Genomic DNA, 16,121 nt, shown 5'->3' with positions numbered 1-16,121 from the left:
TACCTTTCTTTTCTTTCCCCCCGCCCCTGGGGGGGGGTCTCCCGGGTGTTTTTTTGTTCCCGGGGGTTAGAACCCGCTTTACCACTCACGACAAGCCGCGGCAGGCTCGGGTTCGGGGATTACTGCGGTTGTTGCTGTTGCTGCTTCTTGTCTTCCTCGGCCCACGCGGCTTCCGCCTGCATCTGGATGTCGGTGAGACCGCGGTCGACCTGCACGATGTCCTTGCCCGCCCAGCCCACGAAGTTCTTCGAGCTCTTGGCGTCGGAGAGCGCCTTCAGCATCGGGTAGTAGTCCGGGTGGTTCTTCTTGATCCAGTCGTCGGCGAACTTCATCTTCTGGTAGCTGTCGCCGAACTTCGTCTTCAGCCAGTCCTCGTGCTTCTTGATGGTCGAGATGTCGTGGTCGCTCAGGTGCGACTTCGGCGGCGCCGGCTTGGGCGGGGGCGGCAGGGGCCGCGAGAAGTTCGGCGTGGTCCCGTCACCCGGCGGCCGGGTGCTGGGCGTCGCGCCGCCACCCGGGTTGTCATGGGTGACCGCGGTGCCCGGCGGGGGCAGCGGCCGCGAAAAGTTCGGGGTCGTGCCGTCGCCCGGGGGCCGGGTGCTCGGCGTCGCGCCGCCACCGGGGCGGTCGTGGGTGACCGCGGTGCCCGGCGGCTTCGGCAGCGGCCGGGAGAAGTTCGGCACCCCGCCGCCGTGCGGGGGCAGGTTGCTCAGCTCGTGCCCCGCGCTCGAGGACGAGCCCGGCTTGCCCTTGACCAGCTTCGACAGCCCGGTGAGCCGGGCCAGCGTGCGGCCGGCGTAGGCGACGACCTTGGCGAGCTTGGCCATCATCGCCGCGACCTGGACCGAGACCGTCGCGACGCACTTGGTCACGCCGACCGCGATCGAGGCGCCGAAGGTGGGGATGGCGAGGGCGAGGGCGATCAGCATCGTGGAGATAATGTCGCCGAGGATGGTCGTGATGATGTCGCGCAGCAGCGCGCGGACCGCGCCGATCAGCGCCCCGGTGGTCTCGACCATGTAGCCGGCGACGTCGGCCGCCTTGGCGTTGGCGTCGATCCAGCCCTTCCGGTCGTTGATCGACTTCAGGAAGCTGTCGTAGCCCTTGCCCTGCCACTGGGTGATCGTGGCCGTGAGCGTCTTGTCGAGGTCCTCGCCGGTGTTGCGCAGGCTTTCGCCGATCTTGTGCAGCTCGTTGGCGACCTTCGTGACTTCCGACGGGTTGCCCGCGACCTGGTCGAGCGGCCACTTCAGGAACGAGACGTGCTCGATCAGCCAGCCCAGGCCCGCGGCGATCAGCTTCGCCAGCGGGTCCATGGCGAACGCGACGGTGTCGAGCACGGCGCTGATGACGTTGATGCCCAGCTCCACGCTCACGGCCGCGAGGTCGCCGCCGTGCTCGGTCTGGACCTTGCCGATCGAGTCCCCGACCTGCTTCCAGCTGTCGAAGACGCCGGCGCCCGTGGTCGAGTTCGCGGACGTGATGGGAACGGTCACTTGCCCAGCTCCGTTTCGAAGGTGCTCAAGCCCTGCGCCGTGTTCGCGTCGTGGGTCGCGTACGTCTCGGCGGCCTTCTTCAGGTCGTCCGCGGACTTGCCGATGTCGCCCACGAGCTTGGTGATCTCGCCGGTGATGACGGCCATCGTGACCCGCGAGGGCACGGCGAGCACCTGCGCGAGCAGGATGCCGAACGCGGCGTTGTCGAACCCGTTAGCCGCCTGCATCCGGTTCGCGGCGTCCTGCACCGCCGGTTGCGTGGTGCCCGACAGGAACTGGCTGAACTTCTGCAACTCGGCCGGGTCGACCGAGAACCCTGCTCCGGAAACCACCGGTTCTCCTCCGTGCTACCAGGGATTGCTTTCGCCGTCGTCCTCGTCCGGCTCGGGCCGGGGACGACGGCGCTGCTGACCACGCTGCGGCTGCGGTGGGCCCGCCTGTGGTGGCCCCGCCTGGGGCGGCCCCGGCGGCGGTGGCCGGTGCGCCGGAGGCTCCTCGGCCGGCTGCTGCGGGCCCTCTTCCGGCTGCGGCAAAAACTCGTCGAGGAGCTCGCGGGCCGCCGAGTTCTCGCCGACCATGCCGCTGAACGCGTCGGCGACCTCGGCCGAGACCTTCTGCTGCGCCCGGCCGATCAGCTGCAGCACCAGGCCGGACAGGGCTTGCGGGGGACGCTCGTACGCGCGCGGGCCGAACCGGAGGTCCTGCAGGACGCCGCTCGGGCCGACGGTCACCGAGACCGACCCGTCCGGCGATTGCACGCTGGCGACGGCGGATCGGAGCTTTTCCTGGGCTTCCGCGGCTTTGGCCTGGATTTCCGCGAGTTCGGCGCCGAACGCGGCGAGCGCATCGCCGTCGGGCACTGACTGGGTCAATTTGTCCTCGTCGCGAGAGAGGTCGTGAACGGGAGAAGTCAATCAGCGCTGCCTGAACTCCGGATGACACGGACCGAGCCGCCGGTTGAACGTGCGGTCCTGTCCCGACTGGACAGCGATAACTATACCGGTATAGTTATCGTCATGGTCGAGATCAAAACCGAGTCCGAGCTGGCGATGATGCGCGAGGCCGGGCGGGTCGTGGCGAACACCCTGCACGCGGTCAAGGAGGCGGCCGCGATCGGCGTCTCCCTGCGCGAGCTGGACGACGTCGCCGCCCACGTCATCAGCGAGGCGGGCGCGAAACCGTCGTTCCTGCACTACCAGCCGCGATCCGCGCCGACGCCCTACCCGAACGTCCTCTGCGCCAGCGTCAACGACGTCGTCGTGCACGGGATCCCCACCGCGTACCGGCTCCAGGACGGCGACTTGGTCAGCATCGACTGCGGCGCGATCCTCGACGGCTGGAACGGCGACGCGGCGATCAGCTTCGTCGTCGGCACCGCCGATCCCGCCGACCTCGCCCTCATCGAGGCCACCGAGCGGGCTCTGCAGGCCGGGATCGCCGCCGCTCAGCCGGGCGCGAAGCTCGGGGACATCTCGTACGCGATCGGCGCCGCCGGGCGCGCGCACGGCCACGGCATGCTCGACGACCACGGCGGGCACGGCATCGGCCGCGCGATGCACGAGGACCCGCACCTGCCGAACGAAGGCCGCGCGGGGCGCGGAATGCGGCTCAAGCCGGGGCTCGCGCTGGCGATCGAGCCGATGCTCACCCGCGGCGGCGACGACTACCGCTACGCCGAGGACGGCTGGTCGATCCTCACCGCCGACGGTAGCCGCGCCGCGCACGTCGAGCACACCATCGCCATCACCGAAGACGGCCCGCGCGTGCTCACCGTGCGGTAGACAAGGGGGATGGAGAACATCGTCATCCGGTCGGGTGATTCTGGGGATGTTGACACGCTGCTGCGCTTCTTCGACGAGGCCGTCGAATGGCTGGTCGCCCGCGGCAGCTCGAAGCAGTGGGGGACCGAGCCGTGGAGCCGCGTCCCGAAGCGCGTCGAGCGGGTCCAGGGCATGGCCGCGGACCCGGGTCTGCGCATCGCGGTGGTCGACGGCGAGCCGGCCGGCGCGCTGATCGTTTCGGAGGACCACGACCCGCACGTGCCCGCGGTCGACGAGCGCGAGCTGTACATCCGGCTGCTGATCACCTCGCGGCGGTTCACCGGCCGGCGCGTCGGCGGCCGCCTCGTCGAGTACGCGCTCGACGAGGCTCGCCGCCGCGGTATCGACCTGGTCCGCGTCGACTGCTGGGCCGGCGGTGACGGCGACCTGCAGCGGTACTACGAGGGCCAGGGGTTCAAGCCGACCGTCCGGTTCGCCGTCGACGAGTGGGTCGGCCAGGTGCTGGAGCAGCGCGTGGGTTAGCGGACCCGGAACCGGGCGGTCATCCCGTGCAGGGCGAGCGGGCGGCCGTCGGGGCCCGGTTCGAAGCTGATCAGCGTGTAGGTGCCCGGCCGCAGCGCCACCAGGGACATCACGTCGGAGCCGTTGTCCTGGCCGATGGTGACGACCTGGTCGTGGGTCAGCTTCCCGCCGAGCAGGTCCTCGGCGGTGGCGCCTTCGGGGAGCCGGAACAGGATCGCCTCGTGCCGCTGCGCGCCGGTCTGGTGGAAGCGCAGCACCACCTTGCCGTGCGGCGCGCGCACGCTGGTGGCGGCGGGCCGGTAGAAGTAGTCGCCGACCTCGACGTCGAGCGGGACCGCGTCCGCCGGCACGGGTGGTGCCAGCGGTTCGAGCTTGTTCACCTTCAGGTAGCCGTCGGTGTCCGGCCACCAGTACCAGCGTTCGTGGACGAGCTTGTGGCCGTAGGCGAGGTAGGTGCCTTCGGTGCTGAAGCTGCCGTCCGGGTAGGCGACGACGTCGAGGGTGCGCATCCGGTCGATGCGCAGGCCGCCGAGCACCCTCGGCACGCTCGCGTAGCTGTCCTGGTGCATGAACGTGGTGATGAAGTGGACCGTGAACAGGGTGGCCGCCGGGTTGGCGGCGAGGTCGTCCGGCCTGGCGGGGTCACCGGCGTTGACGCAGGCGACGAAGTTGCCGATGCCGGCGCGGACCCGCCGGGCCGTGGCCGGGTCCGCCGGGCGGCCCGGCCCGGACGGTGCTGCGGCCGTCGCGGGGTCGACGGTCCAGGCGCCCGGTGCCGGGGAGGTGCAGGTCGGCTGGGTCGTCGTCGTGGCGGCGGCCGGCGCCACCGCCACGGTGGAGATCCCCAGTGCCGTGGCCGCGAAAATGTGGGACAAGCGCATGTCCGTGCTCCTTTGCGGTTCGGATGTCGCCAGGCTAGGAACGGCGGACCGGTCGTCGCCTCGGGAATCCCACTGAAATTTCCCCGGGGAGTGGCGCCGTCCCGCTTCAGGGGCGACACTGTTGACGCGGTGCCAACAGACGAAGGAGTCGGCATGGAACTCGCGGGCAAGGTCGTGGTGATCACCGGCGGCGGGCAGGGGATCGGCGCGGCGACCGCGTCGGCGCTGGCCCGGCTGGGCGCGAAGGTGGTGATCGGCGACCTGGACCAGGTCCGGGCCGAGAAGACCGCCGGCGAGCTGGACGCCGACGCGCTGCCGCTGGACGTCACCGACCTCGCCGGGTTCACCGCGTTCCTCGACGAGGTCGAACGCCGGCACGGCCGCATCGACGTGCTGATCAACAACGCCGGCATCATGCCGCTCGGCGACCTCGAGACGGAGAGCGACGCGACGACCCGGCGTCAGCTGGAGATCAACCTGCACGCCGTCATTCACGGCACGCGCGAGGCGGTGCGGCGGATGCGGCCGCGGCGGTCCGGGCACATCGTCAACATCGCGTCGTTCGCGGGTAAGGCCGGCTTCCCCGGCGCGGCGACCTACTGCGCCACCAAGCACGCCGTCGTCGGGCTGTCCGAGGCGGTGCACCTGGAGCTGCACGGCAGCGGTGTCCACGTCTCGTGCGTGATGCCGGGCATCGTGCGGACGGAGCTGGCGAGCGGCCTCGCCGAGGCGAAGTTCTTCAAGTCCGTGCGGCCGGAAGATGTGGCGGACGCCATCGTATCCGCGCTGCGCAAACCTCGTTTCGACGTTTTCGTGCCCCGCTCGCTGGGCACTATGGGCAAGCTCACGCGGCTGCTGCCGCGGCGGGCGGGCGAAGCGTTCTCGCGGGCGTTGAAGGCGGACCGGCTTTTGGCTTCAGCAGCCCATTCCCCGGCCCGCGCGGCGTACGAAGCCCGGGCCGCGGAGAGCGGGCCCGGGGTAACTCGGACGGACTAGCGACCGTCCGAATTGGACGTGCTTGCCGGGTGCTTGCGGGTGTACCGATGTTGAGTCCGCCCGCCCGGCCCGGCAAGATTGCCCCCGGATCGGTTTCGGGAGGCACGAGGAAATGATTTCACCACCCGCACGGCTGGCCGCCGCGGCGTCGAACGTGGTCGGCAAGGTGCTGCACGGCGGCGTCGCCGACCTGCGCCCGATGCCGCGGGTGCTGATCGACCAGGGACCCAACCGCTCGCTGTACCGGATGACCCACAGCGGCGGCTCGGTGTCCGGGCCGCCGATCCTCCTGGTGCCCCCGCTGGCGGCCCCGGCGATCTGCTTCGACCTGCGCCGCGGCTGCAGCCTCATCGAGCACCTGATCGACGGCGGCCGCAACACCTACCTCGTCGACTACGGCATGGTGGCGTTCTCGGACCGCCGCCTGGGCATCGAGCACTGGATCGACGAGGTCCTGCCGCGCGCGATCCGCCGCGTGAGCGCGGACGCCGGCGGCCAGGACGTGCACCTGGTGTCGTGGTCGCTGGGCGGCATCTTCTCGCTGCTGGTGAACGCCGACCAGCCGGACCTCCCGATCGCCTCGATCACGGCGATCGGCTCCCCGGTCGACTTCACGGCCATCCCGATCGTGGCCCCGTTCCGCCCCCTGGTCGACCTGACCGGCGGCCACCTGCTGACGCCCATCTACCGCGTCTTCGGCGGCGCACCGTCCTATTTGGTCAGCCGCGTGTTCCGCGCGACGGGCATCAGCAAGGAAATCACCAAGCCCCTGGCCATCCTGTCCCACCTCGACGACCGCGACTACCTGGCCCAGATCGAGGCGGTCGACCACTTCATGAGCAACATGTACGCGTACCCGGGCCGCACGTTCGGCCAGCTGTACCACCGCCTGTTCCGCACGAACGACCTGGCGGAGGGCAAGGTGGACCTGAACGGCCGGATCATTTCGCTGTCCTCGGTCCGCGTGCCGACCATGGTGGTGGCGGGCGAGAACGACACAATCGCCCCGAGGCCGTCGGTGGAGCGCGTGGTGGAGCTGCTGGACAAGGCCCCCGAAGTCCGCTTCAAGACAGCGCCGGGCGGGCATCTGGGTGTCTTGACGGGCCGGAAGGCCCGGGGAACGACGTGGCGGTATCTGGACGAGTTCCTGGACGACCAGATCGCTTGAGATGGTGAAAGGGCCGCCCCGATTGCCGGGGCGGCCCTTCCGCCTACTTCAGCTCGGCGCTCGTCTTCCCGAGGATCCGGCGAGCCACGATCAACTGCTGAATCTGCTGCGTCCCCTCAAAAATGTCCAGGATCTTCGCGTCCCGAGCCCACTTCTCGAGCAGCGACTCTTCGCTGTACGCCCCGGTCAGCTCGACGCACTTCAGCGCGATCTCCACCACTGACCGCCCCGCCTTGGCCTTGGCCATCGAGGCCTGGAGCGAGTTCGGCTGGCGGTTGTCCGCCATCCACGCCGATTCCAGGGTCAGGAGGTAGGCCGACTCGTAGTCCGCCTCCAGGCGGAGGAACTCCGCCGCGGCCGCGTGCTGGCTGTTCGCCGGGCGGTCGTAGTCGATGGTGATTCCGGCGGACGTGAGGATCTTGCGCGTCTCGTCGAGGGCCGCGCGGGCGACGCCGATCGCCATCGCCGCCACCAGGGGGCGGGTGTTGTCGAACGTCTGCATGACGCCCGCGAAACCCTTGGCCGTGTCGATCTCCGGCGTGCCCAGCAGGTTCTCGCGCGGCACGCGGCAGTTCTCGAAGCGCAGCACCGCCGTGTCCGAAGCGCGGATGCCGAGCTTGTGCTCGGTGCGCACCACCTCGAAGCCCGGTGTGCCCTTCTCCACCACGAACGACTTGATCGCCGCGCGGCCCTTGCTCTTGTCCAGCGTCGCCCAGACGACCACCGCGTCCGCGCGCTCGCCTGAGGTCACGAAGATCTTCTCGCCGTTGATCACGTAGTGGTCGCCGTCGAGGCGGGCCGTCGTGCTGACCGCCGCCGAGTCCGAACCGAAGGCCGGCTCGGTGATCGCCATCGCCGCCCACATGCCGGAGAAGCGCTCGAGCTGCTCGTCCGTGGCCACCGAGCCGATCGCCGCGTTGCCGAGGCCCTGACGCGGCATCGACAGCAGCAGGCCGACGTCGCCCCAGCACATCTCGATCGTGCCGAGCACCACGTTCAGGTTGGCGCCGTTGCGGTTTCCCTTGGCCGCATCGTCCTTGCCGGACCGCCGCACGCCCGCCGCGCCCGCGCCGCCCTCGCCGGAGGAGTTCAAGCCGTCCAGCAGCGCCGCGAACATGTCCAGCTCGCTCGGGTACGTGTGTTCCGCGCGGTCGTACTTGCGCGAGATCGGCCGGAACACCTCGGCCGCGGCCTGGTACGCCTGGTTGATCAGCGCGCCGGCCTTCTTGGGGACTTCCAGGTTGATCATGGTCCAAAGCCTTTCCGAAGCCTAGAGAAGGACGGCGCCTTCCATGACGCCGATGGCCCGCAGGTCCCGGTACCAGCGCTCGACCGGGTGCTCCTTGACGAAGCCGTGCCCGCCGAGCAGCTGCACGCCCGCGTTGCCGATCTGCATGCCCTTGTCCACGGCCAGCTTCCGCGCCAGCGCGACCTCACGGGCGTAGGACTTGCCCTGCTCGGCCCGCGCCGCCGCGCGCAGCGTCACCAGGCGCAGGCCTTCCAGCTCGATCGCGATGTCGGCGACGGAGAACGCCACCGCCTGCCGGTGGCTGATCGGTTCGCCGAACGCGGTCCGCTCGTTGACGTAGGGGACGACGTAGTCGAGAACGGCCTTCGCGGTGCCGGCGGCCAGCGCCGCCCAGCCCAGCCGCGACAGCCGGACGACCTCGGCGAAGACGTCCGCCTTGCCGCCGCCGAGCAGCGCGCCCGCCGGCAGGTGCACGCCTTCGAGGTGCAGCTTGCCGGTCGCGGCGCCGCGCAGGCCCATCGCCGGCTCGGCCTCGATGGACACCCCGGCGTTCGACGACTCGACGAGGAACAGCGCCGGGCCGCGGCCTTCGAGGTCGGCCGACACGACGAACAGTTCCGCCTGCGTCGCCCGCGGGACCAGCGACTTGACGCCGTCGAGCTGGTAGCCCTTCGGGGTGCGGCGCGCCTTCGTGGCGGGCTTGAAGGGGTCGTAGAGCGCTTTCTGCTCCTGCAGGGCCAGCGCCGCGGCTGGGACGTGCTCGCCGGTGAACGCGGGCAGGTAGTCGGCCTGTTGCTGCTCGTCGCCCCAGCTGACCAGCGCGGTGCTCACCGCGGACGGCGCCAGCACGGCCACGGCCAGGCCGAGGTCGCCGTGGGCCAGCGCTTCCGCGACGAGCGCGTTGGTCACCACCGAGCGTTCGGTGCCGATGCCGCCGAGTTCTTCGGGGATGCCGACCAGGCTGATGCCCAGCTCGGCGGCCCGGCTCAGCAGGCCTTCGGGGGCCTCGAGCTTGGCGTCGGCGTCCGCGGCGGCCGGCCGCAGCTGCTCGGCGGCGAACTCGGTCACCGTTTCGACGATGAGCTGCTGGTCCTCGGTCGGCGTGAGGTCGAACAGCCCGGTGTCGGCGGCCGGCGTGAGCCGGGCGGGCTTGCCCAGCTTCTGCACCGACTTGAACGACCGGGTCGCCGCGCCGGCGACGCGGAAGCCGTTGCGTGTCCCCGCGGTGACCAGGCCTTCGAGCGGCTTGCGCAGCCCGGCCCGATCGACGACCTTGCTCCCGGCCAGCCGGGTCAGCGCGGACAGGCCCCAGCCCATCGCGTCCCGTTTCCTTGGCGCAGCCATGTGGCCCTCCATCCCGTTACCTACTCGCGAGTAGGTTAACCCGCGGGACGGGATAGCGCCAGTGCGGGTTCAGGCGCGCGTCAGCCGGGCCGAGGTCTCCCACAGCTCGCGGGCGCCGTCGGCCGGGCGTCGCCGTTCGAGCCGGGGCCGTCCGCCCGACCGGCCGCCCGGGCCGATGTAGGCGTTGCCGGGGACGTCTCCGGTCGCGGCGAACAGGATGGGCCGGGCGCCGTACTCGGCCTTCTTCTGCGCGATCAGCGGGTAAAGCGCTTTCAGCAGGACGGCCTGGACACCGCCGAAGTGCCGGTCGATCCCGGTCCGCGCGACGCCGGGATGGGCGGCGACGGCCCGGACCGCGCTGCCGGATTCGGCCAGCTGCCGCTGGAGTTCCTGGGTGAACAGCAGGTTCGCGAGCTTCGACTGGGCATACGCGCCCAGCGGCGAATACCGGCGGCGCTCCCAGTTCAGATCGTCGAGCCGCAGCCGCCCGCGCCGGGACAGGTTCGAGGAGACCGTGACGACCCGGCCGGTGAGGTGCGGCCGGAGCAGGTGCGTCAACAGGAACGGGCCGAAGTGGTTGACGGCCATGTGCGTCTCGAAGCCGTCGGCCGTCTTCGCGTACGGCACGGCCATCACACCCGCGTTGTTGATCAGGACGTCCAGCTCGCCCCGCCAGCCGGCGGCGAACTCGCGCACCGAGGCGAGGTCGGCGAGGTCGAGCCGCCGGACTTCGGTGGCGCCCGGCGGGGGCGTGACGCGGGCGGGGTCACGGACGGCCAGGACGACGCGGGCCCCGGAGGCGGCGAGCTCGCGGGCGACGAGGGCGCCGAGGCCGCTGCCGGCCCCGGTGACGAGGTAGGTGGTCATGCGCCCAGCGTCGCCGCGGCGGCCGGGGTGCGGCAGAGCGCGCCGATCGGGGGATCGGCGATCCCTGGCACCGGCCGGGCGGACGCCGATAATCGACGACGTGGACCGCACCGCGCTCGCCGACTTCCTCCGCCGCCGCCGGGAAGCCCTGCGCCCGGACGACGTCGGGCTGCCGCCGGGGCAGCGCCGCCGCACGGCCGGGCTGCGCCGCGAGGAGGTCGCGACGCTTTCGGGCATGTCGGCCGACTACTACACGCGGCTCGAGCAGGAGCGCGGGCCGCGGCCGTCGGAGCAGATGCTCGCGGCGATCGCCCGCGGGCTGCGGCTCACCCTGGACGAGCGCGACCACCTGTTCCGGCTGGCCGGGCACACCGCGCCGGCCCGCCACTCGCGCACGGACCACGTCAGCCCGCCGCTGATGCGCGTGCTGGACCGGCTGCACGACACGCCGGCGCAGGTGATGTCGAACCTCGGCGAGACGCTCGTGCAGAACCGGCCGGCCGAGGCCCTGCTCGGCGACGAAACCCGGCACCGCGGTCCGGCGCGCAGCGCGGTCTACCGGTGGTTCACCGACCCCGCCGAGCAGCGGATCTACCCGGAGCCCGCGCGCCCCGGCCACGCCCGGTTCCTGGTGGCGAGCCTGCGCGCCACCAGCGCGACCGACCGCCGGGCCACCGAGCTGGCCCGGCTGCTCACGGCGAAGAGCGCGGAGTTCGCGCAGCTGTGGGAAGCACACGAGGTCGCGGTGCCGTCCGAGCGGCGCAAGACGATCGTGCACCCGAACCTCGGCGAGATCGCGCTCGACTGTCAGCTGCTCTTCACCGACGACCTCGCGCAGGTCCTGCTGGTGTTCACCGCCACGCCCGGCAGCGAGGACGCGGAGAAGCTGCAGCTGCTTTCGGTCGTCGGCCCGCAGTTGCTATGAGTGCTCGGCGTGCACCTTCCGCCGCCACTCGCCGAACCGGAGCCGCTCGAAGGTGATGAGGCCGAGCACCGCGACGGCCGCGACCAGCAGCAGCGCGGCGGCGGGCACGTGTTCCAGCACCGGCGTCGCCGCGACCAGCAGCACCCCGAGGACCAGCCGCTGGACGTTCCAGCTGCCGAGGTTGCGCTTGCGCAGGGCGCTCAACGCGACCAGGTAGAGCGCGAGGCCGCCGGTCAGCGTCCAGATCGGCACGCCGTGCAGCGCTTCGCCGGGCGTGTGGTGCTCGGTGTCGGCGATGTAGAGGAACGCCTTCTTCAGCCCGAGGGCGACCAGCACGATGCCGGCGATGAGCGGCAGGTGCAGGAACGTGTAGGAGTCGGTGGCGAGCTTCGTGCGCTCGGTCCCGGTCGCCTGGGTGAGCCGGTGCTCGGAGACGCGCGCGACGACGTCGAAGTAGCTCCACCACATCCCGGCGGCCAGCCCCAGCCCGCACACGGCGGCCCCGGCGATCAGCCACGACATCGGCAGCGCCCCGATCCCGATCCCGATGGCGACGATCGACTCACCGAGCGCGATGATCACGATGAGCCCGAACCGCTCGGCGAAGTGCGCGGGCGAGTTCAGCCGCCAGCCCTCGGGCCCGGCGAGGTAGACGTTGAGGTAGTCGACGAGCAGCGCGACGACCCACAGCCCCAGCTGCCACGGCCCGCTCAAGAACGCGGCCACGCCGAGCAGGACGACGCTGGGCAGCAGCCCGACGAACATCTTGAGCAGTACCCGCCGCAGCCCCGGATCGTGCTTCGCGGCACCCAGGTAGGCAACGAGGTGCAGCAGCCGCACGAGCGCGTAGCAGACGACGAACAAGGCGGGGGCGTACAAGCCACCGGGGTGGTCGACGAAGGCTTCGGGGATGGTCAGCGACACCAGGAACATCACCGTCATCGCGCCGAACATGGCCAGCCGGGCGATCCCGTGGTCGACGTGGATGGTGTTCCCGAGCCACGCATAGCTGCACCAGCACCACCACAGCACCGCGAGCATCGCCACCCCCTGCACCACACCGGTGGGGCTCAGGTGGTCGGCCATCAGCTGGGTCGTCTGGGTGATGGCGTAGACGAAGACCAGGTCGAAGAAGAGCTCGATGGTCGAGACGCGGTGGTCCTCATCCGCGCTCACCAGGTGCAGGCGTCTCGTGGGCACGCCGAATTATGGACGAAACAAGGTCAAGAAGGTCCGGTTTCCGCGTAACGCCCTGCGCGAACATGGCCGAGCGTGCATGGGTCTGGGACAATGAGCAGCGGACGTGGGGAGGTGGGTCGTGCATTCCTATGCGGCCGCGCACCACAAGACGATCATGGCCGTCGACATCGCCGGCTACAACGACCCCCAGCGGACGACCGCGCACCGGCTGGTCGTCCACGAGGGGTTCTGGAAGATCATGCGCACGGCCTTCGCGGAGGCCGGGATCCCGTGGGACACCCTCTTCCGGGAGAACACCGGCGACGGCGTGATGATCCACCTGCCCACCGAGGTGGCGAAGGCGGACCTGGTGGCCGGGCTGCCCGACCGGATGCTGGCCGAGTTGCGCCGGTACAACGAGGTGCACGCCGCCGAGGCGAACGTCCGGCTGCGGGTCGCGCTGCACGCGGGCGAGGTCTACCAGGGCAGTCACGGAACGATCAGTGACGCGAACAGCTTCGCGTTCCGGCTGCTGGACGCGACCGAGGTCAAGGTCGCGTTGAAGGAGTCGAAAGCGGTGCTGGCGCTGGTCGTGTCGAACCCGTTCTACCAGGACGTCGTGCGCGCGGACCCGGCGGCGGACGCGCTCTCGTACCGCCGGATCCCCATCGAGAACAAGGAAACGAAGACCGAGGCGTGGCTGCGGCTGCTCGGCGCGGTCACCAACGGCTTCCCGGTGGCGGCGCCCGCTGCCCCGGACTTTCCGGCGCTCGTGGCCGCACTGCTGGCGATCTCCTGCGTGCGCAAGACGGAAAGCCGGCAGCTGCTGCTGGAGCTGTTCCCCCGCCGGGAAATCGCCGACCTCGTTCCCCACCACGCCGAAGACCGCCTGCACGTGATCGCCCTGGCGCGCACCTGCCTGCGCTTCGACGGGGGCCTGCAGGACCTGTTGGACGCGGTCCGGACCATCGAGCCGGGATCGCCGCAGGTGACGGCGCTGGCCGCGATCGTCGGCCGGTGGCCCGAGCGGCCGGCGTGGTGACCGGCCGGCCGGGCTTTCGGCGGGTCGCGTGTCAGCTTTTTGCCCTTTTGTGATTACGCCGAACAGGTAAACTCACGATCTTCGGTGCGCTTCTCGGGGTGGAGGTGAGGGTGAAGCAGGGGCATCCCGGCCTGGGTATCGCGGTTCGCAAGGCAGTCGTGGACGTGCTCGTGGTGGCCGGCTTCGCCGACGACAAATCGATTCGCACCCTCATGGTGAGCGAACTGCGGGAGGCGCTCGATCACCCGTTCACCTTTTCGGACCAGCTGACCGGCCGTGACCAATTGATCGAAATAGTTTCCGCGTGCTGCCGGCTCGCGGAAGGGCTGAACGCGCTGGCGGACGTGATCGATTTCCTCCGGCCCGGCAGCAAGGAGTGCGCGGAGGTGCGCACCCTTGTGACGTCGGTCCGGATGCACGAAGTGGTCCCGGAGGCCGAACAAGAGAAACTGCGCGAACGGTTGGCGGGTTTCGCACCGCCGGGGCTCGGCATGGCCGTCCGCCGGGCCGCCCGCTACGTCTCCCCGCCGCCTCGTTTCGAGGACGCGTCCGCGGCGTTTTCCGGGCTCGCCGATTTCAACGCCGGTCCCGGCGAGCTGCCGCCGCTGCTGATCTTCGTCGAACTGATCGCCGCCGAATGCGACGACGACCTCGCGGCGGAATTGCGCGGCTGGTCCGACGGGCAGGTGCGGCGGCTTCGCCTCGGTGACGCCTTGGGCCAGCTGCGCGCGGAACTGGCGGCCGCGCGCCCGGCTCCGGGCACGCTCCACCTCTTGATCGTCGTGCGCCCGGACCCGATCGAGGAGGACCGGTACGAGCTTTCCTGCTGGAGGCAGGAGGATCCGGACGCCTGGTCGCTGTCGAGGGGCGAGGCCGCGCTGGTCCGCGAAAACGAGCTGGAGCGCTGCGTCGACGTGCTGATCGCGGAGACCGAACAAGCCTGGTCGGAGGTGGTGTCCGACGTCGTGGTCGAGTTCGTCCTGCCGCGTGCGCTCCTCAACCTGCCGGTGCATTCGTGGACCACCGAGCGTGCTTCCGGCGCGCCGAAACCGTTGTATCTCAGCTACCGAACGGTGGTGCGGTCACTGGAACGGATGAGTGCTCCGCGCTGGCACCGCGTCTGGCGGCAACGGTGGGAGTCGTGGGTCGGTGATCCTTCGTTCGAACGGGTGTATTTCTGCCGGGCCGGGGACCGTCGCGATCCACTTCGGCTCGAAGCGATATTGAGCAACGAGCAATGGGCGATGACGGTGCTGACCGAATCGCCGCCGGTCAGCGCGATCTCCGGGCAGGACGAGCTTTTGCCGGCGTTGCGGACCGGCGTCCCGGTCATCGTCTGGCACCCCAGCGCCCCTTCGGAAGTCGTTCGCGAAGTGGTAGCCTGGTTAGCCGAAAGCAGGGGTGGATTGGGGGATTTGCCCGCACTGGTAAGGGAGTCTCGGCTGGACGCGCTTCGGAATCCGCCGTCGTCGGGCGATGGCGGAGCACTCACGGACCTGGTGGTGCTATGGGACGACCCGAATCGATTGCTTCCCATTGGCGAAACCGGGATCGTGGGGCGCCCCGAAGGAGGTGCCGACCAACGTGACCGAGCTTCCTGAAAACCGGCCCGGCGGGCCACCGCACCCGGACAGCCCACCCGATTGGTGGATTTACCGCGGGACCGGACGGCCGCTGCACGACGTCCGCCTGGCGGACCGGTTGCCGGCTCCGCCGCCGTGGCGCACGTTCCGGGGAGCCGAGCTCCCCGAGCGGGACGTCTTCCCGCCGGACGACGGCGAGATCGAGCGCAAACTGGGCACCGAGCTCAGTTACTCCGCCCGCGATGTCGATCCGCACGAAGCGGAAATGGTCAACGCGGCGCTGTACTTGCGGCGGCCGTTGCTGGTGACGGGCCGGCCGGGAAGCGGCAAGTCGTCCCTGGCGTACCGGATTTCGCGGGAACTGGGCCTGGGGCGCGTTCTCCGCTGGGCCATCACTTCGCAGACGACGCTCAGATCGGGGCTGTACGACTACGACGCGATCGGCCGTGTACAGGCCGCCGCGGCCTGGAAGGAACTCGCCGGCACGGGAGCGCAAGGGGAACTTCCGATCGGCGAGTTCGTCCGATTGGGTGAGCTGGGCACGGCTTTCCTGCCGCGCCGGCTGCCGCGTGTGCTCCTGGTCGACGAGCTGGACAAGTCGGAGTCGGACCTGCCGCACGACCTGCTGGGGCTGTTCGAAGACGGCGAGTTCGTGATTTCCGAGCTGGCCCGGGACGCACGCCGCTCGACGTCGGCGGAGGTGTTCACCGCGGATCCCGGCTACCCGGCGGAGATCCGGCACGGCCGCGTCCGGTGTGCGGCGTTCCCGATCGTGGTGATCACCAGCAACGGTGAGAGGGAGTTCCCGCCCGCGTTCCTCCGGCGGTGCCTGCGACTGGAGACGCGCGAGCCGGACGCCGGCCAGCTCGCGGCCATGGTCGCGGCGCACGCCCTGGACCCGGAGGGCGGCCGCGCCGGCTTGATCGAGGACTTCATCGCCCGCAGCGCGGCGGTCGGCGGGTTGCCCGCGGACAAGCTGCTCGACGCGGTCTTCCTGGCCACCTCCGGTGCGTACCGGCCGGAGGACGGCGCGTGGCCCCGGCTCGTCGATTCCCTCTGGCGGCAGCTCAGCCAGCAGGTGCCGTGAG

Annotated in this window: 16 protein-coding genes; 8 read left to right on the top strand and 8 right to left on the bottom strand. The window is 70.5% G+C overall.

Annotation, left to right across the window (positions count from 1 at the left end; translation table 11 throughout):
• Positions 1–119 precede the first annotated feature (119 nt).
• From ACWEF6_RS15800 to ACWEF6_RS15790, 3 genes are read right to left on the bottom strand one after another with little or no spacing between them, the layout of a single operon-like run.
• The gene (locus ACWEF6_RS15800) at positions 120–1,496 is read right to left on the bottom strand and encodes a hypothetical protein (RefSeq protein WP_449683571.1); all 1,377 of its coding nucleotides are present in this window, start codon (positions 1,494–1,496) and stop codon (positions 120–122) included.
• Positions 1,493–1,828: a hypothetical protein gene (locus ACWEF6_RS15795; RefSeq protein WP_310973344.1), complete on the bottom strand. Its 336-nt coding sequence runs from the start codon at positions 1,826–1,828 to the stop codon at positions 1,493–1,495. The genes ACWEF6_RS15800 and ACWEF6_RS15795 overlap by 4 nt, the downstream gene beginning before the upstream one ends.
• A 15-nt stretch (positions 1,829–1,843) precedes the next feature.
• Positions 1,844–2,368 carry a YbaB/EbfC family nucleoid-associated protein gene (locus ACWEF6_RS15790; RefSeq protein WP_449683570.1) on the bottom strand — a complete coding sequence of 175 codons (525 nt, stop codon included), beginning with the start codon at positions 2,366–2,368 and terminating at the stop codon, positions 1,844–1,846.
• Between the two features lie 144 nt (positions 2,369–2,512).
• Here ACWEF6_RS15790 and map point away from each other — a divergent pair, with 144 nt between their 5' ends.
• Positions 2,513–3,277, top strand: coding sequence for a type I methionyl aminopeptidase (map, locus tag ACWEF6_RS15785; RefSeq protein WP_449683569.1), 765 nt, complete (start codon positions 2,513–2,515; stop codon positions 3,275–3,277).
• 9 nt (positions 3,278–3,286) lie between these two features.
• On the top strand, positions 3,287–3,799 hold the full coding sequence (locus tag ACWEF6_RS15780; RefSeq protein WP_449683568.1) for a GNAT family N-acetyltransferase: 513 nt from the start codon (positions 3,287–3,289) through the stop codon (positions 3,797–3,799).
• On the opposite strand, the gene ACWEF6_RS15775 is transcribed toward ACWEF6_RS15780, so the two are convergent.
• Positions 3,796–4,680, bottom strand: coding sequence for a hypothetical protein (locus ACWEF6_RS15775; RefSeq protein WP_449683567.1), 885 nt, complete (start codon positions 4,678–4,680; stop codon positions 3,796–3,798). The genes ACWEF6_RS15780 and ACWEF6_RS15775 overlap by 4 nt on opposite strands.
• A gap of 153 nt (positions 4,681–4,833) precedes the next feature.
• On the opposite strand from ACWEF6_RS15775, the gene ACWEF6_RS15770 reads away from it, so the two are divergent.
• Both ACWEF6_RS15770 and ACWEF6_RS15765 read left to right on the top strand, forming a co-directional pair.
• Positions 4,834–5,676, top strand: coding sequence for an SDR family oxidoreductase (locus ACWEF6_RS15770; protein WP_449683566.1), 843 nt, complete (start codon positions 4,834–4,836; stop codon positions 5,674–5,676).
• Positions 5,677–5,788: 112 nt separating this feature from the next.
• The gene (locus ACWEF6_RS15765; protein ID WP_449683565.1) at positions 5,789–6,844 is read left to right on the top strand and encodes an alpha/beta hydrolase; all 1,056 of its coding nucleotides are present in this window, start codon (positions 5,789–5,791) and stop codon (positions 6,842–6,844) included.
• A gap of 43 nt (positions 6,845–6,887) precedes the next feature.
• On the opposite strand, the gene ACWEF6_RS15760 is transcribed toward ACWEF6_RS15765, so the two are convergent.
• The 3 genes from ACWEF6_RS15760 to ACWEF6_RS15750 form a co-directional block, all read right to left on the bottom strand.
• Positions 6,888–8,093 (bottom strand): acyl-CoA dehydrogenase family protein, encoded by a 1,206-nt coding sequence (locus tag ACWEF6_RS15760; RefSeq protein ID WP_449683564.1) that lies wholly within the window; start codon positions 8,091–8,093, stop codon positions 6,888–6,890.
• 21 nt (positions 8,094–8,114) lie between these two features.
• Entirely contained in the window at positions 8,115–9,410 is a 1,296-nt protein-coding gene (locus ACWEF6_RS15755) for an acyl-CoA dehydrogenase family protein (protein WP_310974160.1), read from the bottom strand.
• 96 nt (positions 9,411–9,506) lie between these two features.
• Positions 9,507–10,304, bottom strand: a complete 798-nt coding sequence (locus ACWEF6_RS15750; RefSeq protein WP_449683563.1) for an SDR family NAD(P)-dependent oxidoreductase — start codon at positions 10,302–10,304, stop codon at positions 9,507–9,509.
• A 100-nt stretch (positions 10,305–10,404) separates the two neighbouring features.
• On the opposite strand from ACWEF6_RS15750, the gene ACWEF6_RS15745 reads away from it, so the two are divergent.
• The gene (locus ACWEF6_RS15745; protein WP_449683562.1) at positions 10,405–11,229 is read left to right on the top strand and encodes a helix-turn-helix transcriptional regulator; all 825 of its coding nucleotides are present in this window, start codon (positions 10,405–10,407) and stop codon (positions 11,227–11,229) included.
• On the opposite strand, the gene ACWEF6_RS15740 is transcribed toward ACWEF6_RS15745, so the two are convergent.
• On the bottom strand, positions 11,224–12,429 hold the full coding sequence (locus ACWEF6_RS15740) for a low temperature requirement protein A (RefSeq protein WP_449683561.1): 1,206 nt from the start codon (positions 12,427–12,429) through the stop codon (positions 11,224–11,226). The genes ACWEF6_RS15745 and ACWEF6_RS15740 overlap by 6 nt on opposite strands.
• Positions 12,430–12,547: 118 nt before the next feature.
• Here ACWEF6_RS15740 and ACWEF6_RS15735 point away from each other — a divergent pair, with 118 nt between their 5' ends.
• From ACWEF6_RS15735 to ACWEF6_RS15725, 3 genes are all read left to right on the top strand, one after another.
• On the top strand, positions 12,548–13,450 hold the full coding sequence (locus ACWEF6_RS15735; protein WP_449683560.1) for an effector-associated domain 2-containing protein: 903 nt from the start codon (positions 12,548–12,550) through the stop codon (positions 13,448–13,450).
• Positions 13,451–13,560: 110 nt separating this feature from the next.
• A complete protein-coding gene (locus tag ACWEF6_RS15730) occupies positions 13,561–15,051 on the top strand; it encodes a VMAP-C domain-containing protein (RefSeq protein ID WP_449683559.1) in 1,491 nt (496 codons plus the stop codon).
• Positions 15,035–16,120 carry an AAA family ATPase gene (locus ACWEF6_RS15725; RefSeq protein WP_449683558.1) on the top strand — a complete coding sequence of 362 codons (1,086 nt, stop codon included), beginning with the start codon at positions 15,035–15,037 and terminating at the stop codon, positions 16,118–16,120. Before ACWEF6_RS15730 ends, ACWEF6_RS15725 begins: the two co-directional genes overlap by 17 nt.
• The last annotated feature ends 1 nt before the right edge of the window (position 16,121 follow it).

The organism is Amycolatopsis sp. NPDC004772 (assembly GCF_053601215.1).
This window is presented reverse-complemented; position numbering and strand designations above follow the sequence as displayed.

Bases quoted from the DNA above. Each gene is read 5' to 3' on its own strand.
- map (WP_449683569.1), top strand. From the start codon at position 2,513: ATGGTCGAGATCAAAACCGAGTCCGAGCTGGCGATGATGCGCGAGGCC.
- ACWEF6_RS15780 (WP_449683568.1), top strand. From the start codon at position 3,287: ATGGAGAACATCGTCATCCGGTCGGGTGATTCTGGGGATGTTGACACG.
- ACWEF6_RS15775 (WP_449683567.1), bottom strand. From the start codon at position 4,680: ATGCGCTTGTCCCACATTTTCGCGGCCACGGCACTGGGGATCTCCACC.
- ACWEF6_RS15770 (WP_449683566.1), top strand. From the start codon at position 4,834: ATGGAACTCGCGGGCAAGGTCGTGGTGATCACCGGCGGCGGGCAGGGG.
- ACWEF6_RS15765 (WP_449683565.1), top strand. From the start codon at position 5,789: ATGATTTCACCACCCGCACGGCTGGCCGCCGCGGCGTCGAACGTGGTC.
- ACWEF6_RS15760 (WP_449683564.1), bottom strand. From the start codon at position 8,093: ATGATCAACCTGGAAGTCCCCAAGAAGGCCGGCGCGCTGATCAACCAG.
- ACWEF6_RS15755 (WP_310974160.1), bottom strand. From the start codon at position 9,410: ATGGGCTGGGGCCTGTCCGCGCTGACCCGGCTGGCCGGGAGCAAGGTC.
- ACWEF6_RS15750 (WP_449683563.1), bottom strand. From the start codon at position 10,304: ATGACCACCTACCTCGTCACCGGGGCCGGCAGCGGCCTCGGCGCCCTC.